Source organism: Niastella yeongjuensis, from assembly GCF_900110245.1.
Lineage (GTDB): Bacteria > Bacteroidota > Bacteroidia > Chitinophagales > Chitinophagaceae > Niastella > Niastella yeongjuensis.
The window spans coordinates 330,243-356,679 of record NZ_FOCZ01000001.1 but is presented as its reverse complement, the minus strand read 5'-3'; the positions used below and the strand labels follow the sequence as shown (position 1 = coordinate 356,679).

Sequence of the window (26,437 nt, the reverse complement as noted above, 5' to 3'; positions counted from 1 at the left end):
ATGCAGTTAAGCATATCCAAAGCTGAATTACAATTATATGTATGTAACCAGCTCAATAATTTTTTCCCGGATAATAATCCTGTAAAGCCTGCTGAATTTGAAGGGGTGATAGATATAACACTCGACCGTGTTGATTTTTGCTTCAAGAAAGTTGCTTATGAACGGTATAATAAGGGTGGTGAAACTATATTGAGTCACCTGTATGCCGACCAATATCTTGTATTTCTTTGGTTTTTATCAAATACTTTTTGGAAAGAAAAAGGCCATTCAGCTATTGGATCCAAATTATATTATTTAAACAAAACCCTGCATGCATTTGATTGCATGTATGATACAGCACTTCCTGATATTTTTTTGATTTTTCATGGTGCAGGAACAATGTTGGGGAAAGCGGCATATAGTGATTATTTTGTTGCGCTGCAAGGATGTACCGTTGGTTCACAAAAGGGAAAGTATCCGGTTATTGGAAAGGGCGTAAGTCTTACAGCACATAGTAGTATTATAGGCGATTGTGAAATAGGGGACAGGGTATCCGTTTCAATGTATACTTCTATATTTGAAAAGAATATTCCTAATGATACAACGGCGTTTACAGATGCAAGTTCTGGGGCAGTATGCTTAAAGCCCACAAAAAGGCCTTATGCTCAACAATTTTTTAATACAGATTTGAATTTACTTTAATCTTTTTGAAGGTGTTCCTTTCAAATGAACGAGTATGAATACACCCTTAGTAAGTGTTTGTGTTCCCACCTATAATAGGCCAAAAACGCTCGAGAGAACTATAAAATGTTTGATAAATCAAACTTATAAGAATCTTGAAATTATAATTTCCGATAACTGCTCACCTAATGAAGAAGTAGAGCAGGTAATACAAAAATATATAGCAGACCACCGCATTAACTATATACGGCAACCGGTTAATAAAGGTGCAATATATAATTTCAATTGTGTTATAGAAAAGGCGAAAGGGGAGTATGTTATGCGATTGGCAGACGATGATTGGCTGGATGAAAATTATATTGAAACCTGCCTGAACTTTCTTTTGCACAATCCGGAGTATGCTTCGGCATATGGAAGGGCAAAAATTTATTCTACTGAAGAAAAGTTTGTACGCATTGATGTGGATATAGATATGACTGAGGATATGCCACAAGCGAGAATCTTGAAATTCTATTCTAAAATTCAAAGCAATGGTACATTTTATGGGTTGGTAAAATCGAAATATGTTAATGAGTTAATTATAAAGAATGAATTGGCCATTGATTGGCTGATTGTAGCAAGAATAATATTTCTTGGTAAATACAAGATGGTCGAAGGCACACATTGCTATATATCAGAAGGCGGAGCGTCACAGTCAACTGATCATCTTACGGCAAGCTTTAATATGCCCCCATTCACAAGAGCATTTCCTTTTTTGAAAGTGGGATTAAATATTATTGCAGATATTATGCGGGGCTCGAAAGTATATAAAACCATGAATATCCTTAACAGGGGTAAGCTGGGACTAAAAGGGGCCTTAATAATTTACAAGCGCTTCAATTTGAAATCTGAATTAAGAACTGGTGTAAAAAAATATATCAAACTAAAGCTTCAAAAAAAGCAAGGGCCGGGTAATGGAACTGTGAACAATTATGTTACGAACTATGAACCAAAAAATTAAAAGACTGCTTAATAAGTTTGGACTGCATACGCAATCTGAATTAAGGGATATTGAAAAAGAACTATCTGCCTGGAGATCAGGCTTTGTTCCGCCAGGGCATTATTATAGCCCATTAAATGATCTTACATATTTAAAAAAGAATGAAACATCGATCTTTTCGATTGATTCATCAATTAAAGACATCGATTTAAGAAAGAAGCAGCAGTTTGAATTATTGCAACAACTGCTGCCTTATTATAAAAAGTCTTTTTTCCCTGAAGAAAGATCAACAGATTACCGGTATTATTTCAATAACATATTTTATAGTTTTTCCGACGGTATATTTTTATTTTGTTTGTTGAATCACTGGCAGCCCAAACGCATTATTGAAATCGGGTCGGGCTTTTCTTCTGCGTTAATGCTTGATACCAATCAGCACTGTTTCAATAATAGCATGCAGTTGACATTCATAGAGCCTTTTCCTGAAGAACGGCTCAACAACCTGATACGGCCTGATGATGCCGCTTACACCATCAAAGATTTTATTCAGCAGGTAGATCTGTCATTATTTGCAAAGCTGGAAGCGGGTGATATTTTGTTTGTAGATTCATCACATGTTTCCAAATTTAACAGCGATCTTAATCATATCATTTTCCAGATTTTACCAAAATTAAAAGCCGGTGTTTACATCCATTTTCACGACATATTTTATCCATTTGAATATCCCAAAGAGTGGATTTTAAGTGGACGGGCATGGAATGAAGCTTATATGCTCAGGGCTTTTTTGATGAATAATGCCGATTACGAAATTGTATTATTCCCATCTATGCTGGAGCAATTTCATGAAGAATGGCTGCAACAGAACATGCCGTTAACCCTTAAGCTGCATGAAAAATGGCCGAACGAAGAAAATTTTTCTTACTACCTGCCAAATAAAGGTCAAAGTCTTTGGATTAAAAAAGTAAGGTAATTAATCAACTTCACACCGTGATCGCATGAAGGTTTTATTATTGAATAGTTCAATACAGCATTTCGGCAGGTATAGCGGCTATGACAGGATGTTTGATTTTTTAAAAAAGGACATCGAGTTAATTTATAATGATAAGCAGCCTGGGTGGGTTAGACGGAAATTGATAAACCGCAAGTTGTGGCCTACCTATAACCAGAGCAAATACGGACCTTACCATTTTTACAATAAATATGTTGAAGAATATCTGGCATTTAATAAAGCACTTAGAAGAAATCCAGATGTTATTCATTTTTCTTTTGCTGAAGATTCACTGGGATATTTTTCTGATGTAAGGTCAAAACTACCAGGTACAATTAAACTGGTAGGCAGTATACATCAACCACCCTCATGGTGGAAAATGACCAATAAAAATATTCAAACATTAAAGTGCCTCGATGCTTTGATTGTTTTATCCCGGGAGGCGAAAAAATATTTTGATTCTTATTTGCCTGATAAGGTACATTTTTTGCCACATGGAGTGAACACAGAATTTTTTGTTCCGGCTAGCAGCAAGGAAAGTAGTTCCACATTTAATTGCCTGTTTGTAGGTAATTGGCTTCGGGACTTTGCTTTTTTTGTTGAAACGGTGCACCGGTTAAATGCGACCTATTCGAATATTGTATTTAATATTGTATATCCGCATCAACCTGAACCAACCCATCCACTTTTTCAATTGATTCGCTACGATAATATTAACTGGCACCGCAATATCAGTGATGAACAGCTGCTGCATTTATATCAACAGGCAGATGTGTTGTTTTTGCCTTTACTAAACAGTACAGGCAACAATGCGCTGCTGGAGGCCGCGTCCTGTTGCTTGCCAGTTATTACAACCCAATGCGGTGGTGTAAACGATTATTTTCCGGACGAGCTGATCTATGCCATTAAAAAAAATGATGTGCAGGAGGCAATGGATATATTCGGGTATTTACTTCGGCCTGAAAACAAAGGGCATATTGCTGCAAAAAGTGAACAACTGGGCAAATTGTTAAGAGAGAAATTAGATTTCAAAGTAGTCGCAGATAAGTTGCACTCTTTGTATACATCATTATAAACCAGGTTTTGTTTTTATAAAGTTGGTAATTTGAAAATAGCTTACGTAAGTTTTGAATATCCACCGGATACTGCTTTGGGCGGCATTGCTACCTATATTAGGCAGGTAGCCGCCATGATGCAACGCAGGGGACATCATGTGGAAGTGTTCTGTGCATCTCCCAACCGTACGGTTACCGAAATTATTGAAGGCGTAACTGTACAACGGATAAACTGTACCAAAAGAGATGTATTTCCTGAAGCGATCGTTCCGCTATTTAGTGAAAGGCATGCAGCCATTAATTTTGATGTGATTGAATCGCCGGAATATTCGGGCGATGGGTATTACATTAAAAAACAATTCCCTTCATTGCCACTGGTTGTAAAACTGCATACACCTTCTTTCTTTATACATGAAATGTCCAACTTTTATGTACCAGCCTTATCGAAGGTTCGGTATATGATGGGCGGGTTAATAAGAGGGAAGATGAATAAACCTTTCTGGAAATGGGTAAAAAAAGAAGAAGATCGGGAGTATCTGATTACCAAACTGGCCGATCAAATACATACACCCTCGATTTCATTGGGCGATATTGTTTCGGAAAGGTGGAATATTCAAAGGCAAAACATTTCGAATGTTCCATATCCTTTCCTTCCTAACCCAAAGTTCCTCGCTATTCCTTCCGTTAACAGAGGAACTGTTTTTGGTTTTATCGGCAGGCTGGAAGTGAGAAAAGGGATGATTGTATTGACGGAGGCCGCAAAAACGATACTGAAAGAAGTACCTCACTCGCGATTTTTGATAGTTGGCAAATCACTTCCATCGCATTTACCTGGCATCAGCATGAAAGATTATGTGATGCAACAATTGCAGCAGTTTGCTACCCGGGTTGAATTTAAGGAAGCCACACCCGACGAAATTCCGGGAATATTATCAACAATTGACGTTTGCGTGTATCCCAGTATCTGGGAAAACTTTCCTAATGTTTGCCTGGAAGCTATGAGCGCTGCAAGAGCTATTGTAGGAAGTTTGAAAGGTGGAATGAAAGATATGTTGGAAGAACCTGAAGCTGGATTATTGATTGATCCATTAAAGCCAGGTGAAATAGCCGACGCGGTTATAAGATTATTGAACAATAAAGAGCTGGCAGTTCAGCTGGGTGAAGCAGCCCGTAATAAAATACTATCTGCGTATAATTCTGAAACCATTGGTTCGCTAATGGAAAACAAATACAAGGAAATAGCTACTAAATGATGAAAGGTGTTTCTGTAATAATATGTTGTTATAATAGTTCTAAACGGCTTGGCGAAACTTTAGAGCACCTGAGTGTACAACAGATCAACAATAATATAGCTGCCGAAATTATTGTCGTTGATAATGCAAGTACCGACAATACGGCCATTATAGCCCGCCAAACCTGGGATGCATTTGGTGTTAACATTCCGTTGCATATTATTAATGAAAGTAAGCCAGGCCTGAGTCATGCCAGAGAAGCAGGCATAAATGCATCTTCATATTCCTATGTTATTTTTTGCGATGACGATAACTGGTTGGAAGAAAATTATATTGCCACTGCCTTTTCTATAATGGAAAGTGATTCCCAAATAGGAGCATCTGGCGGCATGGGCATTGCGAAAACTGAGATCGAGGCACCTGCCTGGTTTGAAGAATGTAAACGTGGCTATGCCTGTGGTAGTGCATTGAATTATACGGGAGAACTTACTGAAAATAATAATTGGCTGGTAGGCGCAGGGCTTGTAATAAGAAAGTCAGCCTGGATTACTTTGAAAAAAGCAGGTTTTGAAACTTTGTTAACCGATCGTACGGGCACCAGCCTTAGTTCGGGCGGCGATCTCGAGTTATGTATGGTGTTGAAACTGGGCGGGTATAAACTATGGAACGATAACCGCCTGATCTATCAGCATTTCATACCGAAAGAAAGATTAACGGAAGAGTATTTTTTGAGGCTGACCAAAGGTTGTTCAATTGCAAACGTTACCCTGGATGCCTATTTGTACGTTTTAAATGGGTGGAATTACAATAAATCCTTTTTATGGTTAAGGATCTATTTGCTGAATCTTAGGAACTACTATTATACCAATAAGAAGCCTGTACAGGAAATATGGATAAAATCGAGGCCGATATCAGAAAAAGCATACAGGAAGGAATTGTTTAAACAAGGCAAAAGTTTCAAAAAGAAAGTTGTTTCAATAGATAAATTGAAACAGACTTTGCGAATAATCAACAATATAAAATAATTATAAAAGGTGTTGTGAAAGGGTGATGAGTTACGAGATTTACAGTTATAACCGGCGGCATTTGCAAATAACAGAATTAACCGAGGTATTACCTTCTGTTGTGCCTTCAATTACGTTCGCTGACTATAAAAATGCGTTTCTGACACCAACCAACCACTTGTTTGTAAACAGGCAGTATAAACCTGCAGGCCTCAGTAACCATTTTAATACTAAAGGGCTTTCCAAAAAGCAACAATGGTATCTGTTTCTAAAGTCAAGGCTTTTTATAAAAGTCAATTATTTAAAGGGGAGTTTTTTTTGGGTTCATGATCTGTTCTCTGGCAACTACTATCACTGGATGTGTGAAGTACTCCCACGGATCTATTTATTGCAAAACGAATATAATGTAGGTAAGGTAGTGTTGCCTTCCGAATTACAGCACGCCTCGTTTGTTACTGAATCTTTGAATCTTTTAAATATAGTACCTGTTTGGATCAACCAACATGAAAGTCATTGCGCCGATAATCTGATCACAACGGTTACCACTCCTAATGCTGGGGATATTATTCCTGAATTACAACGCTCTTTAGTTGCAGCTCTATTAAAGGGTATTGGAATAAACATGAACAAAGTAGGAACAAGGAAAATATATCTTTCTCGTAAAAAGGCAAAGACAAGAAAAATACTAAATGAAGATGAAATATTACCACTGGTAAAAGAAATGGGTTATGAAATAGTATTTGCGGAAGATCTTACTTTTAGCGAACAGCTAATGACTTTCTCCAGTTGTAAATCATTAATTGCATTGCACGGAGCTGGTCATACTAACCTCATGTTTATGCCGGCTGATAGTAAAGTACTGGAAATAAAAAATCCTGACTGGAAATCGCAGCCACTTTGCTTTTTTCAATTGGCTAACATTTTTAAGATAAAGTGGGACTATTTAAATGGGATGCCACCGGATGAAAAACTTAAAAATAACAATGACCTTACGATAAACGAAAAAACATTTCGAAATAAGATTCTTGATTTTGAATTGTTATAGCAAGTGAGCTTATGCCTAAATGAGGTAGCGTGTATTGCATGATAATGGAATTATTATTTAAATCGTATAATTATAATGGGCATTAAATCCTTCGCTATTAAGCAGCTTGCTAAATTGGTTTATAAGGTAGTTCATCATCCTGCGTATCGGAATATCGAAAACGAAAAATTTGGTTTTAAAGCAATAAGCGGCTCCTATTTTATTATGGATCCCTGTTATATTAAAAACCCGCATTATATTTCCATAGGCAGAAATTTTAGTTGCCTGAATAATCTGAGGCTTGAGGCAATTGATGAATATGAAGGTGTAAAATATACACCTGAATTAATTATTGGTAACGACGTGAGCATTACTGCAGATTGCCATATGGGCTGTATAAACAAAGTTGTGATTGGAAATAATGTTCTTATTGCAAGCAAGGTATTTATATCCGATCATTCTCATGGAGAAATTGACGAGCATATTATAAATGTACCTCCGGCAAAAAGGAAATTGCATTCAAAGGGGCCTGTCATAATTGAAGACAATGTTTGGATAGGTGAAGGTGTCAGTATATTATCGGGAGTTACAATTGGAAAGAACAGTATAATTGGGGCTAATGCAGTTGTTACAAAAAGTCTTCCGGCAAACAGCATTGCAGGGGGAATACCTGCAAAAGTTCTGAAATCGTTGTAAAAATGAATTTGATAAATTAAGATGCCGGAAATTTCAGTAATAATTGTTAACTATAATACATTCGAACTCACCTGCAATTGCATACGTTCGGTTATAGACAATACCAAATGCAATTATGAAATTGTTTTAGTTGATAATGCATCCTCAGAATGCGATGCAAGGCTTTTCCTCAAACACTTTCCGGATATAAATCTTATTCAAAGTAAAACAAACCTGGGATTCGCAAAAGGTAATAATCTGGGAATTCAACATACACGCAGTAAGTATATATTACTTTTAAACAGTGATACGGTATTGCTAAACAATGCCATCGATCTTTCACTTGAAAGAATTAATAGCGATCCTAATATCGGTGCACTCTCTTGTCAGTTAGTAAGTGAGGATGGTAGTTTACAGGGAACCAGTAATGAATTTGTCACTATCTGGAAGAATATAATCAGGACCTTCCGTTTGCAAAAAGTTTTACCCGCTTATCAATTTAAAAAGCTGGATTTGGAAGTGGAGCATGAAACAGACTGGATTTGGGGAACTTTTTTTCTTTTTCCTTCACACATTTTAAAATACCTGCCTGAAAATAAATTGCCCGATGATTTTTTTATGTATGGCGAGGATAAGCAATGGTGCTATCGGTTTAAAAAATTGGGGTACTCAATTATTTACTATCCTACAGCGAAAATTCAGCACCTGATTGGCGCCAGCTCGTCAGATAAGGAAAGCGAGCGGTTTGTTAAATACTTTTTACCCAACGAATACCAGATGTATAAATTGGAAAGAGGGCGACTGTATGCAGCAGGATTGCTTTTCTCTTCTGGAATTTTATTAATTGCTTCATTCAGACCAACCGTTATAGCTAAAGGTTTTCAGTATTTTAAAATTAGCATCAAGGGGTTGTTAGGGTTTATTTAAACTAGATTTTGTGAAAATATCAGTCGTTATACCGGTAAAAAACCGGGCAAATTTGATTGGCCAAACACTTCATTCTGTTTTCGCACAAACACTACAGCCATTCGAAGTTATAGTCGTGGATGACCATTCAACTGATGACCTTAAAGGTGCCCTTAGTGAGTTCGGAAATAAGGTAACATTGTTGACAAGTGATGGCACAGGCCCAGGTGCCGCCAGAAATAAGGGGTTGAAATATGCTTCAGGAGAAGCCATACAGTTTTTAGATTCTGACGATTTATTATCACGCAATAAATTTCAGGTACAGGCAAAACTATTAAAGGAAGATTCGGTTAATTTCGTATATGGGCCATACGTAAAGGCTATGGAAGAAAGATGTAAGTGGCAGCAGGCAGATGTAGTTATGCAGTATCATCCATTACCTGGCAGATCGTTGAAAAATCTGGTGTTAGAGGGCTGGTGCTTAACACAAACGATACTTTTTAATAAGCATTTTTTAAACAAGGTAGGCTGGTGGCGTGAAGACTTAATGACGCACGAAGACTATGAGTATGGTTTAAGGATAGCTCTTCATGCCAACAACTATGTTCATGAAAATGAAACATGTGTATTGTACCGGCAACACCAGGCACAACTGACCGATCAAACTGTAATGGAGATAAAGCGTGCAAAAAATCTTGAAACCTGTTTAAAGATCATGCAAGCGAACATAAATTTTAAACCTGTTTTGCATTCCTTACTAATGTTTTATGGTAATGCAGCCTCGAACAAACAGTTCCTTTCAAAAATGGACACAGAGGCGACCAGGCATATTTACCTTAAGGATTATTTCTGCATGATGTATAGAAGATTAATTACAAAATACGAGCTTACCAAAACAAAAACAGGTTGGAGTAGTATCTATGGAGCTTCTAACTCAAAAGAACTTTTTGCAGCGTATTTAAACTTGTTTTGAAAATTAGAATTATGAAGATTGCAATAATTGGAACAGGTATATCGGGATTGAGTTCGGCGCGGATGCTGAAGAATATGGGCCATTCAGTAACATTATTTGAAAAGCAACCAGCGGTGGGGGGATTGATTAAATGCGAAAGAGTAAACGATTGTTTGTTTCATAAGGTGGGGGGACATGTTTTTAATTCCCGTAACCCCAAAGTGTTAGAATGGTTCTGGTCGCACTTTGATAAAGAAAACGAATTTGTTGCTGCCCGTCGTAAAGCCAGGATATTTTTTAAAAACCATATTATTGGATATCCCATTGAAAACTACCTGTATTTGCTGGATAAGGAATTGGTAGAGCAGGTTATCAATGAATTGCTGGAACTGGCGAAGCTGCCCAAGAAGCCCGCATTGGAGTATGATAATTTCGAAAGCTTTTTGCGTAGCAACTTCGGTAATTCCTTATATGAAATATACTTTGCTCCCTATAATAATAAAATATGGAGGACAGACCTGAGTAAAGTATCTATGGAATGGCTGGATGGCAAATTACCTATGCCGGATTTGAAGTCTGTTATACTGAGTAACATGATGAGGGAGGAAGAAGCCGGCATGGTGCATGCTACCTTCTTTTACGCTAAAGAAAACGGGTCACAGTTTATTGTTGACAGGCTTGCGCAAGGATTGACCATACAAGCCAATACTCCTGTTGAAGAGGTATATAAAGAAAATGGTCATTTTACAATAGCCCGTCAGGCCGGATTTGATAAGGTAATATTCTGTGGCGATGTTCGACAATTGCCTGCGTCATGGGAAAAGCTGTTGCAGCAAAATAATGTAAATACAACTGCATTGCAGCAACTTCAATCAAACGGTACCTCTAATTTGTTTTGTGAAACAGACGAAACAGATATAAGCTGGTTGTATATACCTGAACCGTTTACCAGGGCACACCGGATCATTTACACAGGTAATTTCAGTGATTCAAATAACAGGGGAGGAAGCAGAAAAACCTGTGTGGTTGAATTTTCGGGTGAAGTACCGTATGAAAAGATGGTAGCAGAAATTGCCAAGCTGCCGGGAAACCTTAAACCCATTTCCTTTAATTACGAACCTAACTCATATGTTATTCAGGACAAGCATACACGCCCGTTAATTGCTTCCACTAAAAAAGTATTGGAGGCAGAAGGGGTTTATTTGTTGGGCAGGTTTGCTGAATGGGAATATTACAATATGGATAAATGTATTGAAGCCGCCTTTGATGTCACTTCACGAATAAATGCGTTGTCGTAAGTCTATAATATTATTTAATTAATGATGCGTAAGCAGTTTACACTTGTATCAACAGTTTTTAACGAAAGGAAAAGGATCGATAAGACAATAGAAGATCTTAGGAACCAAACCCTGCAACCTGCCGAAATAATAATTACAGATGCAGGATCTACTGATGGAACTTATGAGGCTTTAATAGAGTGGCAGCGTCATTCAGCTGTGCCTATTGTTGTATTGCAGCAAAAAGGCTGTAATGTTGCAGAAGGCCGGAATATCGCTATAAGGAAAGCATCGCATGATCTTATTGCAAGTACAGATTTTGGCTGTCGCTTTCACCCGGATTGGCTAAAAAGCCTGATGAGCCCCTTTGCTGATATTAGCGTTAAAGCAACGGGCGGTGCTTTTTCTGTGATAGAACAGGATATCGATACATTACCCGCAAAAGCTGCTTATATTTTAAGTAACGGATACCAGGTAGATATTGCGCATGACAGTTTTATACCCTCTTCACGGTCGGTGGCTTACTATAAAGATATTTTTGAAAGGGCTGGTGGCTATCCGGAATGGCTGACCCTGGCTGGCGACGATACTACATTTGGAAAAGTGGTGAAGTCAGCGGGTGTGGTGTTTCACCAGGTAACGGAGCCATATGTATATTGGGGACGCCATAAAGCCGCAAAAGCATATGTAAAAGAAGCTTTTCGGTATGGATTGGGAGATGGCGAAGCTCACGTAAACCAACGAAATGTAATCTCAAATTCTATTGAAACCCTATTAAGATATCTTTTGTTTATTAGCTTTTTAATATTAGCGATTGCGGTTATTTCAAAACAACTAACCTTGCCATGGTTGCTTATTTGCATTATATTTCTTCCTGGACTTAGATCGTATATCAATTATTTAAGGAATTGGCTTAAGCTAAAATCGGCCAAATACAATTTTTCAGTGTTTCTGTATGGAATTTCGTTGCTGGAAAGAACAAGGCTTAGTTACATAAAAGGATATACAAAGGGTTACTTCAAATCGAGCGATAAGAAAAAAGAAGAGGCAAGACAATTACAAAAGAGACTTAGTCTTAAGTAAATCCGGAGTATATCCATTACATGAAGATTGTTATATACAACATTAATAGTTTTGGTGGCAATTATGAATATGCAAAAGCACTTTTTGATACCACTCAAAAATGGGGAAAAATTGAACGGTGTTCGTTATTAGTACCAACAATCAGTCCTCTGGCTGATGGACCTAACTTATGTAAGATTTTAATGTCAGATAAGCCTGGCATGTCAAACAGGGTGCTTCGCCAGTTTCATTTTGTATATAGAAGCTTTGTGAATCCCTGGCGATTTTACAAATTCTTAAAAAAGCAACAACCCTCTATCGTTGTTTTCAACGACTTTGATCAGCTGTCTTCTATCGTTTGGAGCTTTTTTTTTAACAAATTGAGAAAGCGTCATTTGTTTGGTGTGATATTGCACGACCCCGATAGAGATCATTATTTCGCCCAAAAAGGAATCTCTGCATATACCATGAAAAAAGTAATGTCTATCATGGATGTAGCTTTTCACCATGGATATATCCCCACTAAAAGTTATTATAGTGAAACTTTACGAAAAGTTGAAATTCCTCACGGCATATATACTCCCGCCCCTGTAGATGCCGGTTTTCAATCATTCCTGCGGGAGCAAAAAGGCAGGGATAATTTAATTGGCATACTGGGGAATATTCGTGACGAAAAAAATTATGAGATTATTATTGAATCACTAAAGAACTTACCAAATACAAAGCTACTCATCGCCGGCTCCCCAGCAAGTAGCTCGGTAAATACCCAACTATATCGGGAAAAAATTAGGCAGGATGGGCTGGAGGAGCGGGTTATATGGGTAGAAAAATTTTTATCCGATAATGAATTGATAGCTGCTATAACTGTATGTGATGTTATTTCCTTGTATTATAAAGAAACGTTTACCTCACAGAGTGGTATTTTGAACCTGATTGCGCCGTTTAAAAAAAGGGTGATAGTCTCTAATGGGGAGAGCTCCTTAAAGCAGGTGGTTCTAAAATATCAAATAGGGGTATTGGTTGAGCCAGGAAATAAGCATGCGTTTGTTGAAACTGCACAGAAGTTGTTAACAGAAGAACAACAACTATTTGATGAAAAGTGGACCAAATATTTAAATGACCATAGCTGGGAAAATAATATCAAAACAATCGTCAAAACATTTGAAACCCTAAAACCTGGGTCATGAATCTGTTCTTAGGATCATTACTTACTTATCTGTATAATAATATTATCGGGCATATTCCGTTCCATTTTTTACGAAAAGGGTTTCTTCGGCTGTTTAATAAGAACATACATCCGTCGGCTGTTATTATGATGCACGTTCGATTCCTGAATTTCTGGAAGATCACGATAGGAGAGCGTGTTGTAATCAATCAATATTGTTTGTTCGATTGTCGTCACTTCAGCATATCTATTGATCACGATACAGATATCGGCCCCTATACAAGGATATGGACTTTAGGACACGATCCAGATGCTAATGATCACCGATTATATGGAAATTCCATACAACTAGGCCATCATGTATGGATTGCTTCAGGTGTAACAATTTTACCAGGTGTTACTATAGCCCCCGGTACAGTTATAGGAGCTGGTTCCGTGGTGCATAAAAGCACGGCAGAGCTTGATATAGTTGCCGGTAATCCTGCCAGGTTTATCAGGAAAAGAAATAATAAATTGGAATACAAGCTGAAGTATACGGTTATACTTGAGTAATAAAACCGTCGGGACTGAAATGCAGCAGAAAAAGAAAATTTTATTATCACATTCAGGTAAGCAGCATTCCTATTATGTTGCAAGAGCGTTGAATGATCTGGGATATCTTAGAACTTTTTATACCAGTAGCTACATTGGCAATATATCTGCACAGAAGTTGATACAAAAGCTTGATCTAACCTTTTTTTCAAGGAGATTCCTGGATGGATTAGGTGGAAATAAAGTTCATTCGAGCTGGAAGTACGAGATTAAAGAGTTGGTGTATCGCAGGTTAAAGGGAAATACCCAGGCGGTAAGTCAGTTAGTGTATGATCGTGATGTAAAGTTCGACAAAGATCTTGCAGGCAAATTGCATCGCCTGCACTTCGATGCTTTTTGGGGGTTTCAGGGAAGCTCGCGTGAGTGTATTGACAAAGCAAATGAGTTAGGAAAAGAAAGCATTTGCGAAATGACAATTGCCCATGTGCCTTTCGCGAAAAGGTTGCTTTTGGAAGAAGCAAAACTGCATCCTGAATGGGCAGAGAGTATTGACTTCGTTTCTTTTCCTGCACATTATGAAATGCGGTTAATAGAAGAGCCGTTACTGGCAAAGAAGGTAATAGCTATCTCGTCTTTTTTGAAAAAAACACTGGTGGAAGAAGGCGTGACTTCGGAAAAAATTTCTGTTATTCCACTAGGTTTTGATGCTAACTCGGTATCATTCGAAAAGGAAAATGAATCCATCAACAACAGACCGTTAAGGGTATTATATGCCGGGCGGATCACTCAGCGGAAAGGGATAAAATATTTATTAGACGCAATTAAATGTTTTAATAAGAAAGACGTTGAGTTGCATATCATTGGAAATGTATATGGTAAGGGACAAGAATTTGAAAAGTATAAGGACCTCTACCAGTATACACCGGGCATCTCCCAATTGCAATTGTATAAGCAGTATAAAGATTACGATGTGCTTGTGTTTCCCAGTTTACTGGAAGGCTTTGGCCTGGTTACCATAGAAGCGATGGGAGCGGGATTACCTGTAATTACTACCGCGAATACCAATGCTTCAGAAGTATTGCGGCACGGGCTTAATGGATACCTCGTTCCAATTAGAGACAGCCAGGCAATTGTGGATGCGATCACCAGGATAAGAAATATGGATAACCCAGAGTTTCAGCGAATGAGGCAGCTCGCAAGGCTAACCGCTTTGCAATATACCTGGGACGTACATAAGGAGAAAGTTTTAACATTTTTAAACTCTATATAATTCTATTGAATGGTAGTGTTGTTTAAGACGTTATTGTTAAGTGTAAGTATATTCTTTTGTTTCTCTGTTAACGCCCAACATTTAAAAGTAGCTTATCGCGCTCCCTGGGGAATTACCCAGTTAAAATACGATGACCAGGAGCTCATTAATATCGATAAAGGAGTAGGGTTAGGTATAATAGTGGAGTCCTTTAAATTTCTCGAAAACAATAAGGTGGAAAAAGATGCCTGGTCTTATCCCATAAGCACTAGCTGGAATGATGCCACAAAGGAATTTACAGCAACCGTTTACTGGGGAACGGTAGTGTGTCGTTACCAGCAGGTGGGAGATACCTTGTTTATGAAAGTAACCCTTACTAATAATATATACGACATGTTCCGTGGCGTGAGCCTTTCGTTATTAATGTTGAATATTGGTAAACGTCCTTCTAATTTTCAGCCGTCCATGCCTTACTACAATAACAATATAGCTGGGCCGGCAGTAGTAGCCGCTAATACCGATAAATATAAATTAGTAGTAGAAAATATCGATGTTAGTAAAAAGGTGTATGCGGGATTGCTTGAAGGAAGCGGATCTAATGGCACTATATATAGAATATGGACAGGAACAGCCCCATTTAATGGAATGGGCGATTTTGACCCAAGAGTGGAATTGAGGCTTGGCCCAAAAGAATCTTTCAGTTACACCATCGCTGCCAGATTTTGTAAAGTAAATACGCCCGTTAATGTAGCAGCCGCCAGATCATATGAAGCATTTAGAGAGAATACTCCCTTTCGTGTGGCCTGGAAAGACAAGCGTCCTATCGGAGGTTTATTTCTTGCATCCTATACCGGGAAAGTTAACACCTCAAACCTAAGGAACTGGATACTATTATCCGGTGCTAATAATGCGACGAGTGAAGCAGGAAAAAATGAATTAAGAAAAGCTGCGCTCGATTACGCAGACAAAAGCATCGGGTACCTTAAAAAAATGAACGCGCAGGGAATGATAACGTGGGACATAGAGGGGCAGCAATTCCCACATCCTTTTTCATACATTGGTTCGCCGGAGTTAACAGCCAAACTGGCGCCTGAAATGGAAGGTATTGCTGATGAATACTTTGATAAATTCCGAAAGGCTGGATTTAAAACTGGTATTTGCATAAGACCGGATTCTGTGACTTTTTCCGGCAATTGGATAAACCACGTACCTGTTAAGGACCCGGCAGCAACGCTAATAAGAAAAATTGCCTATGCGCGTAAACGATGGGGATGTACTATATTTTATATAGACTCCAATGTCGATCCGAATGGCAACCCAATGGCATATGATTACTTTAAAGAAGTAAGAGATAAATTTCCAGATGTGTTACTTATTCCTGAACATGAGACTGGTTCATATTATCGCTATACAGCACCCTACGAGGAAACGCGACAAGGCGCTATGTTGGTAAGTGAGGAAGTAAAAGCATTATATCCTGAAGCTTTTATGACTTTGTATGTTCCCGATGGTATAAGTAATGACGATGAGTCAGTAAAAAAGCTGGCGGCGTCAATAAAGCAGGGAAATATACTAATTTTCAGGGCGTGGTTTAATGACGACCCCACAAACAGCATTATACAAAAGGCCATGAAGATGAGTGGCACCATTAAATAACGAGATTAGTTGAAAACAAAGCCTATACTTTCCTTTTATACAAACATGCCCACGCCTTATCAATTAGATTTTTTTGAGGCGTTAAAGGAGCTGTTCGAATTACGGGTCATATACTTTACGGCGCGTGAGTCGGACCGCCAGTGGGATCTTTCCCTCTCGGGCAATGGTTATTCAGTACAGGTGCTGAGAAATAATTTATTGGCGAAACTGGTACAGAAGAAAATCACTTCTTTTCACTTCAGCAACCAAATTTTCAGGATCTTAAAAAATGATAAAGCCGATTTTGTGATTGTAAACGGTACCTATTGGTCACCCAATGTGGTGTTCGCATTGCGTTACAGCTATAAAAGGAAAAAGAAAGTAGCATTCTGGTCCGAACCTGTATTTCCTGTGGCAAACCGGCTTTTTTTCAAGGTTAAAAAAGTGATGCTGGGCCCGGTATTTCGCTATTCTCATTTGTTACTGGCCATTGGAAAACAGGCTGCGGAGAGTTATCGGCGATACGGATATCCAAAGCAGGTATTTAATATTCCTTACAATATTAACAGCAGTTTATTTGAAAGTAAAAATCTTGATCCAGCCTTATTTCAGGAGTTGGTAACCAGGTTTAAGCCGGGGCGAGAGGTTGTTTTGTTAAGTTCAGGGTCCCTGATCCATAGAAAAGGAATGGATATACTAGTGAAGGCATTTCTGCAGTTACCTGATCACCTGAATGCTCATTTACTGTTAATGGGCGATGGGGAAAGCAAAGAAGAGCTTCAGCAATTGTCGGCCAATAGTAACAGGGTACATTTTATTGGTTTCCAGGAAAAAAAGAAGGTCCCTTATTGGTTTAATCTGGCCGATATTTTTGTATTCGCGAGCCGGTACGATGGGTGGGGACTTGTGATTAATGAAGCATTGGCTGCTCAAAAGCCGGTGATATGCAGCAGTACTGTAGGTGCAGCTAAAGACAAACTGGTTAATTTGCAGAATGCTATAATTGTTGATGACGAGGATGTTAAAAAGTGGTCTCAGGCAATGGAGAAGTTAATTACCAATGAAGCATATAGAAATAAGATCATTGAAAATAGCCAGGTTGTAAAACAAGAACTATCGTCGGATTTTAACGCTAAAAAAATATATGACATTTTCAGGGCTATTGAATGATTACGTGTTCCAATTAGCATTTACACTTGCTATTCTGATTTTTGTCGGGATCAGGATGGGATACGTACGTGGCGGCTGGGGACGGCATCTTCCCTATATATGGACACTGATTATTTACTTTGTTTACGTATTGGCAAGCCCGCTATACTTCTATAACGATGGGACAAAGATTATCATTGGAACTGATATTTCGGGTTATTACGGGCTTGGCTTTTTTTTTAACAATCTTGCAGTACTGTGTTTTGTAATTGGCTATTGGATAAAAGGCAGTAACAGTGATAAGGTATGGTTACAACCTGAAGAACGCGAAATAAAAAAGCCTCAATATTTTATAAGTATTCTTTTTTATGTAACCTATACCATTGTATTATTAAACCTGGCGGTAGGTGGCGCCAACCTGCAGAATGTGTTCCTCGGTAATGAAGTGCTGGGATTGGGGGCATCGGGAGCATCTTATTATTTACAAAACTTTACAGATTCTCTAATCTGTATCCTGATCCTTGCTTATTTATACGATGTTCCCTGGAAGAAATTGATCCTTTGGATGGCCGCCTCTTTTTTCCTTTTCTCTCTGCTGGGTTTTAGGTACCGGATCATGTTGACCCTCTTCGGGATTCTGTTTGTGTATCTGTACAAGTCAAAGATCAATGCAAAAAAAATTGTTATAGGGTTAGGGTTGGGATTGATCTTTTTTTATGGCGTAATGTTTTCGACCGTAAATCGCAGGGCACTTATTTTGAGGCGTTACGACAAAATGGTTTACAGTCCGTTTGAGTTCAAATTCGAAGAGGTTTTCTTACAAACGAGAGGAGCGTTGGCCGATATGGCTGTGTTTAGATTATATGATAATCAATATCGTGATGCCAAACATGATTATGGCCTTACCACCTTTGGTTATGTTTTTATTCGATTGATTCCACGCGCTATCATGCCTGATAAAGATAAATTTTATCCTCCCCCCCAGCTTCAAACGACAATAGACGCATATGACGCATGGTATGCAGCTAGAAGTGGGGAAGCTACGCTGTGCGTAGCTGCGCTTTATATTGCATTTGGCTGGTGGGGAATTGCTTTTGGTCATTTTTTCTGGGGCTTATTGTTGCGACACTTTGGCGACAGAATTCGCTTAGCCAGTAAACTTAAGATCGCCAACTACATTGTAATTGCGCTTGCTACCTTTCAATGGATATCAAGAGGATATATGCCACAGATCATTGACCAGACTATCTACATGCTGGTACCTATCTGGGTGCTTCGGTTTTTGTCGAACAGGGTGAGGCAGAATGAACCTGCCAATAAAAAACCTACTCAATCAGTACTGCCCGCTACCAGCAATAATTAAACCGGGTGTTAAAAGTGACGCATGCGAATCATTAATATTGTAGACTCCGTTGATAAAATAAACTATGGCATCTGGCACGCTGTAACAGCTAATGCCGGCTTGCTCGCTGAAAAGAATATAAATACAGACTTATGGTATCCGGCAAAGCCTTTTAATTCCATACCTGAAGTAACCAACCTACCCCTGCCTGACTTATCTTTAAGCGGGTTAAAAGAGGCAATGGTCAAACGAAATTTGAATGTATCGGAAGATATTATTGTAACCCATGGCGCCTGGAGTTATGCCACCCGGTGGGGTGCCAGCCTGAAAAAACAGGGTTTCAGTTGGATATATGTACCTCATGGAATGCTTGAGCCATGGCCGCTACAACAAAAAAGAATAAAGAAGGCATTATACCTGCATTTGGTAGAAAAAAGACTGGCCAAAAATGCAGATTGCATCAAAGCAGTGTCGATTCCTGAATGTATTAATTTGCGACAGTTTTTTAAGCCTTCAATAATTCAGTTTATTCCCAACGGGGTAGCATATGAGCATGCGCGTCCCGATTTCGAGGGAAGAAGGGAGCCACTGCGATACCTGTTTTTATCACGCTTGCATCATAAAAAAAACCTTGTTGCCCTTGCTACCGCATGGTTGCAATCGAAGTTGAATAACAATTCTAAAGTTGAATTTATAATAGCAGGTCCGGACGAGGGTGAGCTGGAAAAACTTACACCATTGTTACAGCAGTCATCGAATATGAAATACATAGGCAGCATATACGATGAAAACAAAAGGCAGTTATTTAAACAATGCACTTTTTATGTGCTTCCTTCTTTCAGTGAAGGTTTGCCTACTTCGTTACTGGAAGCCATGAGTTATGGTCTTGTGCCTGTTATTACAGAAGGTTGTAATTTGCCCGAAGTTTTTATTGAAAATCTGGGTGTAAAGATCGATACCGATGTGAATAGTATTATGGGAGCGCTGGACGCAACCAGCAGGTGGGATGTTCAAAAAGTGACTGAAACCGGTTTAAAGGGAAAACAGTTTATAAAGGAAAAATTTTCATTGGAGGCGGTTACAAACCTGCAAATAGGCTTTTATTCAAAATTGATAAAAGAGCAAATGATTATTTCAAATTAATATGTCTGTAGTAGATCATTCAATTTATAATAACGACTGGTACAAACGGGAGATAGGCGCAGGTAAAATAAAGCAGGTGCTGTGGTATATGGTAAATGCGCTTTTTTTTATCAATCCGTTAAATACAAGTTCAGGAATAAAGAATTTCTGGTTAAAATTATTCGGAGCAAAAATGGGCAAAGGCGTAGTGTTGAAACCGGCTATCAATATCAAATATCCCTGGAAACTGTACATAGATGATTACTCATGGGTAGGAGAAGGAGTATGGATCGATAACCTGGCTGATGTACACATTGGAAAAAGTGTTTGTATTTCGCAGGGAGCCATGTTACTTACAGGTAATCATGACTATACCAAAACCACTTTTGATCTGACGGTAAAATCCATCATATTAAATGATGGAGTTTGGATAGGTGCCAGGGCGTTGGTTTGCCCGGGCGTAATCTGTGAAACACATGCCGTACTGGCCGCTATGTCGGTGGCAACACGTAATCTTGAAGCATATTCCATTTACCAGGGAAACCCGGCAACTTTAGTAAAGCAACGAGTGGTTAAGGCATAACATGACTATTTCTATCATTACAGCTACCTATAACAGTGCAGCAACGGTACGTGATACTTTATCCTGTGTTGCCAGCCAGCAATACCCGTTTATTGAGCATATTGTTATAGACGGGGTTTCGAACGATAATACACTTGACATTGTGAAGGAGTTTCCACACGTAGCCAGGGTGATCTCTGAAAGAGATAAAGGTATCTATGATGCCATGAATAAGGGCGTGCAACTGGCAAGCGGTGATATTATTGGCATTTTGAATTCGGATGATTTCTATAATGATCCCCGTGTATTGGAAAGGGTGGCGGCCGCGTTTAAAGACCCAGCTGTGGAAGCCGTGTATGGTGATCTGCAGTATGTTAAGCAGGACAATATTCAGGTGGTTACCCGTACCTGGAAATCAGGTAAATATCAAAAGCGATTTCTCTATTATGGTTGGATGCCGCCGCACCCGACTTTTTTTGTACGCCGGCATATATATGATAAATGCGGGCTGTTTAATACTTCATTGCGCTCTGCGGCAGATTATGAGTTAATGTTGCGGGTGTTGTTGAAATTCGAGGCTAATGCTCAATACATTCCTGAAGTATTGGTTAAAATGCGTGCCGGTGGAATGAGCAATGCTTCCTTAAAAAACAGGTTAAAGGCCAATAAGGAAGACAAGATGGCCTGGAAATTGAACGATTTAAAACCCTATTTTTTTACTACGTGGTTAAAACCACTCCGAAAAATATTTCAATTTAACCCGATTAATATATGGCAAAAATAGCATTGGTAACAGGTGTAACTGGTCAGGATGGTGCTTATTTAACCGACCTGTTACTGAAAAAAGGATACATAGTTCATGGTATCAAACGCAGAAGCTCTTTATTTAACACAGAGAGAATAGATCATTTATATCAGGACCCGCATGAGAACAACGTTCAATTCAAATTACATTATGGCGATCTCACCGATTCCACCAACCTGATCAGGATCATTCAGGAAACGCAACCTGATGAGATCTATAACCTCGCGGCCATGAGCCATGTGCATGTGAGTTTTGAAACACCGGAATATACTGCAAATGCAGACGGTATTGGTACTCTGCGTATTCTGGAAGCTGTTCGTTTATTGGGGCTGACTAAAAAAACCAAGGTTTATCAGGCTTCTACCTCAGAATTATATGGTTTGGTACAGGAAGTACCTCAATCGGAAAGAACACCATTCTATCCGCGGTCTCCCTATGCAGTGGCAAAATTGTACGGTTATTGGATCACGGTGAATTACCGGGAAGCTTATAACATGTTCGCTGTAAATGGAATTCTGTTCAATCACGAATCCCCCTTGCGTGGAGAAACTTTTGTAACAAGAAAGATTACCCGCGGCGTAGCAAAAATCGCACTGGGATTACAGGATAAAATTTACCTCGGCAACCTGGATGCCCGACGCGATTGGGGCCATGCGAAGGATTATGTAGAGGCTATGTGGTTGATCCTCCAACAGGAAAAACCTGAGGATTATGTAATTGCAACCGGAATTACTACTCCGGTACGGGAATTTGTAAGAATGGCTTTTAATGAAGTTGGTATTGAATTGGAATTTAAAGGCAATGCCGAAAATGAGGTAGGGATAGTGAAAGCCTGCAATAATGCAGAATTCCAACTTGAAATAGGAAAAGAAGTAATTGCAGTGGATAAAAGATATTACCGTCCTACGGAGGTTGATCTGCTGATTGGCGACCCCACCAAGGCGCAAACGCAATTGGGTTGGAAGCCCAAATACGATCTGCCCGCCCTGGTTGAGGAAATGGTAGCCAATGATGTGGAATTATTTAAAAAGGAACAATTATTGAAAGAGAGCGGTTACTATGTACGTAATCAGTTCGAATAAGATTGTCATTAGGGAGGAATCATTCAACAGAATTATTGAAGGATATATAATATTATGGAATTGAAATATCACAAAGAACTGGATGGAGTTAGGGCCATTGCCGCTCTAATGGTAATTGCGTTTCACTATTTGCAGGCTTTTAAGGCAACTGGTCAGTTTGAATTTCTCAATAAAATTGCAGTATTTGGCCAAACAGGAGTTTCATTGTTTTTTGTTTTATCGGGATTTTTAATAACCCGCATTCTTATGAGTACGAAAGATACTCCTGGTTATTTTGTTAATTTTTTTGCCCGAAGATCACTGCGAATATTTCCCTTATATTACTTATTCCTATGCCTATATTATATAGTTCTTCCGTTAATAACTCATTCACCTATAAAAGACCTAAGCGTACAAAAGTATCATTGGTTTTATCTTCAAAACTTTGCAATTACCTTTGGCTGGAACTATAATGGCCCGTTTCATTTTTGGTCTTTGGCAGTAGAAGAGCATTTTTATCTTTTCTGGCCTTTTTTAGTTTATTTTTTAAATAGCAAAAGACTAATAGGGTCAATCCTGTTTATTATAATGTTGGCCTTTTTCATGAGGTTTATATTGCTTAAACAAAATCATGAGGTTTTCTATTTTACATTCTGCCGGATAGATGAACTGGTTGTAGGGGCATTCCTGGCCATCCTGGAAGCGAAACAAAAACTAAATGAAAAAAACGCCAAAAAGTTTCTTTATTTTGGTGCGGCCATATTAATTCCATCCCTCAGTCTTTGGACTGTTTTTACTGGTGCAGCTAATCAAACAGTACAGTTATCTAAATTTCTACTCCTTTCGCTTACTTATTTTGCATTTATCGGTTATGTTGTTTCGGTTAAAGAAACTCACCTGGTCAAAAGAATGCTTAAAGCCAAACCTCTTTTATATTCTGGTAAAATCAGTTATGGATTATATGTTTATCATCCAATGTGTATCGGTTTATTACTTCTGGTTTTTAAGGGAAATGCCAGTATGTTAAGTTTTGGTTTGACTATTATATCTTCTTACCTGATCGCTACTTTAAGCTATTACTTGTTTGAAGTGAAATTTTTAAAGCTTAAAAAATTCTTTGAAAGCAGAGAGAAAATAGTGAAACCAGAAGTCGAGTATCAAATGGAACAGGTCTAGTATGTTTTTTGCTTTATAAAGGCGACTCGAATTTTATTTTTTAAAAGTTTATCTGGGCATACAAATGGATCAAAATAGCAAAATTTACGTAGCCGGTCACCGGGGAATGGTAGGCTCTGCGCTTGTACGGAAATTAGAAAAAGAAGGGTTTAATAATTTATTGCTGCGTACATCTGGTGAGCTCGATCTTCGCAACCAACAGGCGGTTCAGGATTTTATGAAGCAGGAGAAACCAGATTATGTTTTTGTTGCCGCCGCCAAAGTGGGTGGTATCCTCGCCAATAATACCTATCGCGCTGAGTTTATATACGATAATATGATGATGCAGTCGAACCTCATTCATAACTCATATGTGAATGGCGTTAAAAAGCTCATGTTCCTGGGCTCATCCTGTATTTATCCCAAAATGGCGCCACAGCCCTTGAAAGAGGAATACCTGTTGACCGGGTTGCTGGAAGAAACCAATGAGCCGTATGCCATTGCAAAAATTGCGGGTATAAAAATGTGCGACGCATACCGGGCTCAGTATGGTTGTAATTTTATTTCGGCCATGCCTACGAATTTATACGGCCCCAATGACAATTACAGCCTGGAAACATCGCATGTATTACCGGCGCTGATCAGAAAGATCCACGAGGCTAAATTGAATAATCAGCCTTCGGTGGTAATGTGGGGAACCGGTACGCCTAAACGCGAGTTCTTACATGCCGATGACCTGGCCGATGCCTGTTTCTTTTTGATGCAACAATACAATGAGCCTGGATTGGTGAACATTGGCGTCGGAGATGATATAGCCATAAAAGACCTTGCATTATTAATTAAGGATGTGGTAGGCTATACCGGTAATATTGAACATGACCTGAGCAAACCCGATGGCACCCCCCGAAAGCTTATGGATGTTCAAAAACTAAATAACCTGGGCTGGAAAGCAAAAATAGGCCTGCAGGAAGGAATTGAAAGCGTATACAAAGAATTTTCACAACAATACGCTGTTGGGGTGTAGATTTGTTTGCAGTATCAATCTAATCTTGCATGTTTTCTATTTTTAATAAGAAGAAAAAAATTCAGCTCGATCTTAGCGGTGTAGGCACTGACATGCATTCGCATTTACTGCCCGGCATCGACGATGGATCGCCTGATATAGAAACATCCCTGCAACTAATTGCCGGTTTGCAAGACCTGGGGTACCGGAACTTTATTACCACTCCCCATATTTTATGGGATATGTACAAGAATGATGCAGTGTCTATTGGCGCCGCACACCGCGAGCTACAACAGGCACTGCAACAAAATAATTCAAATGTTCCAGTAAGAGCGGCTGCTGAATACTTTCTCGATGAACATTTTGACGAATTACTGGAAACCAATACCCCGTTATTGACCATTCACGAAAACTGGGTGTTGGTTGAATTCTCTTTTGTCACCACGCCGCTAAATTTCAAAGAGAAGCTGTTCAACATGCAAATGAAAGGATACCAGCCGATCCTTGCACACCCTGAACGATATTTGTATTTCATGAGCGACAAAAAATGGTATGATGAACTGAAAGATGCCGGTTGTTACTTTCAGTTGAATATTTTGTCGCTCGCTGGGTATTATGGTAAAGCATCCCTGCAACTGGCCCAATACCTGCTGAATAAACGATATATAAACCTGCTGGGCACAGATTGTCATCATTTTCGCCATCTCAATACGCTTCGTTCGGCCGACAATATCATGGAGCCGGTTCAATCCCTACTCGACAGTGGTTTACTGTTGAATCCTTCCCTGTAAATTTTCTTTCTTTTCCCGTTTCTCAATTAAGTAGTGATTATCAATTGTATAAGTTTTGGTTTAAAGTATCTTTGCCATAACTTAAACAATTTGACAATACACTTTGTAGTTACTTGTATATGAATGCGTTTACCATAAAGGACCTGGAAAATCTTTCTGGTATTAAAGCCCATACAATTCGTATTTGGGAACAACGGTATTCCTTTTTGCGGCCACAGCGCACTACCACCAACATCCGCTATTATACCAATGAGGAATTGAAGATAGTCCTCAATATTGCCCTGCTGAATAAATACGGGTATAAAATTTCCCATATTGACAAGATGAGCGCTGAAGAAGTGCGGGAAAAAATTGTATCACTTTCCCATGCGGAGGCTTTGCAGGAGCGCCTCGTGAATGACCTGTTGCAGTATATGATCGACCTTGACCTGGAAAAGTTCGAAGACCTGCTGGATAATTACATTCAGGCAAAGGGGATCGACAGGGTCATCAGCTTCCTTATTTTTCCATTTCTCGATAAAATAGGCATTTTATGGCAGGCCAGCCATATACATCCTGCCCAGGAACATGTGGTAACCAATATCATCCGACAAAAGCTGATCGTTGGTATTGAATGCGTAGTATCACATATTACAGTTAATAAAAAAGTGATCCTGTTTTTGCCTGAAGGTGAGTACCACGAACTGGGTTTACTGTATACCTATTACCTGCTTAAAAGCCGGGGGGTGCAGGTTATTTACCTGGGCGCCAACGTACCATTTCACGACCTTGAGTTCATAACTTCCTATAAACAACCCGATTATCTATATACCCATCTTACCTGTATTGCCGGCAATTTCAATTTTGAGAAGTTCCTCACCAAGATCCATCAACACGCCCCTAAAGTGCAGATCATTGTTTCGGGTCAGCTTACCAATTGCAATATGAAAAAATTACCTGCCGATGTTCTTCTAAAACGCTCATTATCAGAAGTTTTGGAGTTTATTGCTGCGCTTTAAGCAGTTTTTAATCAGCCCTTTTTCATTTTATTAACAAATATTTTAGCCCGTTAAC

The 26,437-nt window shown here is 38.9% G+C and carries 26 protein-coding genes; all 26 read left to right on the top strand.

Features of this window, described 5'->3' with window-relative positions; translation table 11 throughout:
* A complete protein-coding gene (locus BMX95_RS01605) occupies positions 1 to 681 on the top strand; it encodes an LbetaH domain-containing protein (protein ID WP_081199251.1) in 681 nt (226 codons plus the stop codon).
* 34 nt (positions 682 to 715) lie between these two features.
* On the top strand, positions 716 to 1,660 hold the full coding sequence (locus BMX95_RS01600) for a glycosyltransferase family 2 protein (protein WP_081199253.1): 945 nt from the start codon (positions 716 to 718) through the stop codon (positions 1,658 to 1,660).
* Positions 1,644 to 2,609: a class I SAM-dependent methyltransferase gene (locus BMX95_RS01595; RefSeq protein ID WP_081199257.1), complete on the top strand. Its 966-nt coding sequence runs from the start codon at positions 1,644 to 1,646 to the stop codon at positions 2,607 to 2,609. Before BMX95_RS01600 ends, BMX95_RS01595 begins: the two co-directional genes overlap by 17 nt.
* A gap of 25 nt (positions 2,610 to 2,634) precedes the next feature.
* Positions 2,635 to 3,702: a glycosyltransferase family 4 protein gene (locus BMX95_RS01590; RefSeq protein ID WP_081199258.1), complete on the top strand. Its 1,068-nt coding sequence runs from the start codon at positions 2,635 to 2,637 to the stop codon at positions 3,700 to 3,702.
* Positions 3,703 to 3,732: 30 nt separating this feature from the next.
* Positions 3,733 to 4,935 carry a glycosyltransferase family 4 protein gene (locus tag BMX95_RS01585; RefSeq protein ID WP_081199259.1) on the top strand — a complete coding sequence of 401 codons (1,203 nt, stop codon included), beginning with the start codon at positions 3,733 to 3,735 and terminating at the stop codon, positions 4,933 to 4,935.
* Positions 4,932 to 5,939 carry a glycosyltransferase gene (locus BMX95_RS01580; RefSeq protein WP_081199260.1) on the top strand — a complete coding sequence of 336 codons (1,008 nt, stop codon included), beginning with the start codon at positions 4,932 to 4,934 and terminating at the stop codon, positions 5,937 to 5,939. Before BMX95_RS01585 ends, BMX95_RS01580 begins: the two co-directional genes overlap by 4 nt.
* A 61-nt stretch (positions 5,940 to 6,000) precedes the next feature.
* Positions 6,001 to 6,963, top strand: coding sequence for a glycosyltransferase family 61 protein (locus tag BMX95_RS01575; RefSeq protein ID WP_165758882.1), 963 nt, complete (start codon positions 6,001 to 6,003; stop codon positions 6,961 to 6,963).
* 75 nt (positions 6,964 to 7,038) lie between these two features.
* Positions 7,039 to 7,638 carry a DapH/DapD/GlmU-related protein gene (locus BMX95_RS01570; RefSeq protein ID WP_081199263.1) on the top strand — a complete coding sequence of 200 codons (600 nt, stop codon included), beginning with the start codon at positions 7,039 to 7,041 and terminating at the stop codon, positions 7,636 to 7,638.
* A 21-nt stretch (positions 7,639 to 7,659) separates the two neighbouring features.
* Complete coding sequence (locus tag BMX95_RS01565; RefSeq protein ID WP_081199264.1) at positions 7,660 to 8,544, top strand: glycosyltransferase family 2 protein; 885 nt, start codon at positions 7,660 to 7,662, stop codon at positions 8,542 to 8,544.
* 10 nt (positions 8,545 to 8,554) lie between these two features.
* Positions 8,555 to 9,496, top strand: a complete 942-nt coding sequence (locus BMX95_RS01560) for a glycosyltransferase family 2 protein (RefSeq protein WP_081199265.1) — start codon at positions 8,555 to 8,557, stop codon at positions 9,494 to 9,496.
* Positions 9,497 to 9,507: 11 nt separating this feature from the next.
* On the top strand, positions 9,508 to 10,773 hold the full coding sequence (locus BMX95_RS01555) for a protoporphyrinogen/coproporphyrinogen oxidase (RefSeq protein ID WP_081199266.1): 1,266 nt from the start codon (positions 9,508 to 9,510) through the stop codon (positions 10,771 to 10,773).
* A 21-nt stretch (positions 10,774 to 10,794) separates the two neighbouring features.
* Entirely contained in the window at positions 10,795 to 11,835 is a 1,041-nt protein-coding gene (locus tag BMX95_RS01550; RefSeq protein WP_218149823.1) for a glycosyltransferase, read from the top strand.
* A gap of 20 nt (positions 11,836 to 11,855) precedes the next feature.
* Complete coding sequence (locus BMX95_RS01545; protein ID WP_081199267.1) at positions 11,856 to 13,001, top strand: glycosyltransferase; 1,146 nt, start codon at positions 11,856 to 11,858, stop codon at positions 12,999 to 13,001.
* Entirely contained in the window at positions 12,998 to 13,531 is a 534-nt protein-coding gene (locus BMX95_RS01540; protein WP_081199269.1) for an acyltransferase, read from the top strand. The genes BMX95_RS01545 and BMX95_RS01540 overlap by 4 nt, the downstream gene beginning before the upstream one ends.
* Positions 13,532 to 13,550: 19 nt before the next feature.
* Positions 13,551 to 14,780, top strand: coding sequence for a glycosyltransferase family 4 protein (locus BMX95_RS01535; RefSeq protein ID WP_081199270.1), 1,230 nt, complete (start codon positions 13,551 to 13,553; stop codon positions 14,778 to 14,780).
* A 9-nt stretch (positions 14,781 to 14,789) separates the two neighbouring features.
* Positions 14,790 to 16,415, top strand: coding sequence for a hypothetical protein (locus BMX95_RS01530; RefSeq protein WP_081199271.1), 1,626 nt, complete (start codon positions 14,790 to 14,792; stop codon positions 16,413 to 16,415).
* A gap of 9 nt (positions 16,416 to 16,424) precedes the next feature.
* On the top strand, positions 16,425 to 17,564 hold the full coding sequence (locus BMX95_RS01525) for a glycosyltransferase family 4 protein (protein WP_133053893.1): 1,140 nt from the start codon (positions 16,425 to 16,427) through the stop codon (positions 17,562 to 17,564).
* Positions 17,539 to 18,906 (top strand): O-antigen polymerase, encoded by a 1,368-nt coding sequence (locus tag BMX95_RS01520; RefSeq protein ID WP_133053894.1) that lies wholly within the window; start codon positions 17,539 to 17,541, stop codon positions 18,904 to 18,906. The genes BMX95_RS01525 and BMX95_RS01520 overlap by 26 nt, the downstream gene beginning before the upstream one ends.
* Before the next feature lie 21 nt (positions 18,907 to 18,927).
* Entirely contained in the window at positions 18,928 to 20,028 is a 1,101-nt protein-coding gene (locus tag BMX95_RS01515; protein WP_081199274.1) for a glycosyltransferase, read from the top strand.
* 1 nt (position 20,029) lies between these two features.
* Positions 20,030 to 20,590 carry a WcaF family extracellular polysaccharide biosynthesis acetyltransferase gene (locus tag BMX95_RS01510; protein WP_081199275.1) on the top strand — a complete coding sequence of 187 codons (561 nt, stop codon included), beginning with the start codon at positions 20,030 to 20,032 and terminating at the stop codon, positions 20,588 to 20,590.
* 1 nt (position 20,591) lies between these two features.
* Positions 20,592 to 21,353 carry a glycosyltransferase family 2 protein gene (locus tag BMX95_RS01505; RefSeq protein WP_081199279.1) on the top strand — a complete coding sequence of 254 codons (762 nt, stop codon included), beginning with the start codon at positions 20,592 to 20,594 and terminating at the stop codon, positions 21,351 to 21,353.
* Positions 21,341 to 22,456, top strand: a complete 1,116-nt coding sequence (gene gmd / locus BMX95_RS01500; protein WP_081199280.1) for a GDP-mannose 4,6-dehydratase — start codon at positions 21,341 to 21,343, stop codon at positions 22,454 to 22,456. Before BMX95_RS01505 ends, gmd begins: the two co-directional genes overlap by 13 nt.
* Positions 22,457 to 22,510: 54 nt before the next feature.
* A complete protein-coding gene (locus tag BMX95_RS01495) occupies positions 22,511 to 23,611 on the top strand; it encodes an acyltransferase family protein (RefSeq protein WP_081199282.1) in 1,101 nt (366 codons plus the stop codon).
* Positions 23,612 to 23,675: 64 nt separating this feature from the next.
* A complete protein-coding gene (gene fcl / locus BMX95_RS01490; RefSeq protein ID WP_081199284.1) occupies positions 23,676 to 24,614 on the top strand; it encodes a GDP-L-fucose synthase in 939 nt (312 codons plus the stop codon).
* Positions 24,615 to 24,643: 29 nt separating this feature from the next.
* Positions 24,644 to 25,384 carry a tyrosine-protein phosphatase gene (locus tag BMX95_RS01485; RefSeq protein ID WP_081199286.1) on the top strand — a complete coding sequence of 247 codons (741 nt, stop codon included), beginning with the start codon at positions 24,644 to 24,646 and terminating at the stop codon, positions 25,382 to 25,384.
* A 119-nt stretch (positions 25,385 to 25,503) separates the two neighbouring features.
* A complete protein-coding gene (locus BMX95_RS01480; protein WP_081199288.1) occupies positions 25,504 to 26,382 on the top strand; it encodes a MerR family transcriptional regulator in 879 nt (292 codons plus the stop codon).
* Positions 26,383 to 26,437: the final 55 nt, after the last annotated feature.

What these genes read in the sequence shown, in the direction of transcription:
- BMX95_RS01605 (WP_081199251.1), top strand. Translation starts at nt 1, where the DNA reads ATGCAGTTAAGCATATCCAAAGCTGAATTACAATTATATGTATGTAAC.
- BMX95_RS01600 (WP_081199253.1), top strand. Translation starts at nt 716, where the DNA reads ATGAATACACCCTTAGTAAGTGTTTGTGTTCCCACCTATAATAGGCCA.
- BMX95_RS01595 (WP_081199257.1), top strand. Translation starts at nt 1,644, where the DNA reads ATGAACCAAAAAATTAAAAGACTGCTTAATAAGTTTGGACTGCATACG.
- BMX95_RS01590 (WP_081199258.1), top strand. Translation starts at nt 2,635, where the DNA reads ATGAAGGTTTTATTATTGAATAGTTCAATACAGCATTTCGGCAGGTAT.
- BMX95_RS01580 (WP_081199260.1), top strand. Translation starts at nt 4,932, where the DNA reads ATGATGAAAGGTGTTTCTGTAATAATATGTTGTTATAATAGTTCTAAA.
- BMX95_RS01570 (WP_081199263.1), top strand. Translation starts at nt 7,039, where the DNA reads ATGGGCATTAAATCCTTCGCTATTAAGCAGCTTGCTAAATTGGTTTAT.
- BMX95_RS01565 (WP_081199264.1), top strand. Translation starts at nt 7,660, where the DNA reads ATGCCGGAAATTTCAGTAATAATTGTTAACTATAATACATTCGAACTC.
- BMX95_RS01555 (WP_081199266.1), top strand. Translation starts at nt 9,508, where the DNA reads ATGAAGATTGCAATAATTGGAACAGGTATATCGGGATTGAGTTCGGCG.
- BMX95_RS01550 (WP_218149823.1), top strand. Translation starts at nt 10,795, where the DNA reads ATGATGCGTAAGCAGTTTACACTTGTATCAACAGTTTTTAACGAAAGG.
- BMX95_RS01545 (WP_081199267.1), top strand. Translation starts at nt 11,856, where the DNA reads ATGAAGATTGTTATATACAACATTAATAGTTTTGGTGGCAATTATGAA.
- BMX95_RS01540 (WP_081199269.1), top strand. Translation starts at nt 12,998, where the DNA reads ATGAATCTGTTCTTAGGATCATTACTTACTTATCTGTATAATAATATT.
- BMX95_RS01535 (WP_081199270.1), top strand. Translation starts at nt 13,551, where the DNA reads ATGCAGCAGAAAAAGAAAATTTTATTATCACATTCAGGTAAGCAGCAT.
- BMX95_RS01530 (WP_081199271.1), top strand. Translation starts at nt 14,790, where the DNA reads ATGGTAGTGTTGTTTAAGACGTTATTGTTAAGTGTAAGTATATTCTTT.
- BMX95_RS01520 (WP_133053894.1), top strand. Translation starts at nt 17,539, where the DNA reads ATGACATTTTCAGGGCTATTGAATGATTACGTGTTCCAATTAGCATTT.
- BMX95_RS01515 (WP_081199274.1), top strand. Translation starts at nt 18,928, where the DNA reads ATGCGAATCATTAATATTGTAGACTCCGTTGATAAAATAAACTATGGC.
- BMX95_RS01510 (WP_081199275.1), top strand. Translation starts at nt 20,030, where the DNA reads ATGTCTGTAGTAGATCATTCAATTTATAATAACGACTGGTACAAACGG.
- BMX95_RS01505 (WP_081199279.1), top strand. Translation starts at nt 20,592, where the DNA reads ATGACTATTTCTATCATTACAGCTACCTATAACAGTGCAGCAACGGTA.
- gmd (WP_081199280.1), top strand. Translation starts at nt 21,341, where the DNA reads ATGGCAAAAATAGCATTGGTAACAGGTGTAACTGGTCAGGATGGTGCT.
- BMX95_RS01495 (WP_081199282.1), top strand. Translation starts at nt 22,511, where the DNA reads ATGGAATTGAAATATCACAAAGAACTGGATGGAGTTAGGGCCATTGCC.
- fcl (WP_081199284.1), top strand. Translation starts at nt 23,676, where the DNA reads ATGGATCAAAATAGCAAAATTTACGTAGCCGGTCACCGGGGAATGGTA.
- BMX95_RS01485 (WP_081199286.1), top strand. Translation starts at nt 24,644, where the DNA reads ATGTTTTCTATTTTTAATAAGAAGAAAAAAATTCAGCTCGATCTTAGC.
- BMX95_RS01480 (WP_081199288.1), top strand. Translation starts at nt 25,504, where the DNA reads ATGAATGCGTTTACCATAAAGGACCTGGAAAATCTTTCTGGTATTAAA.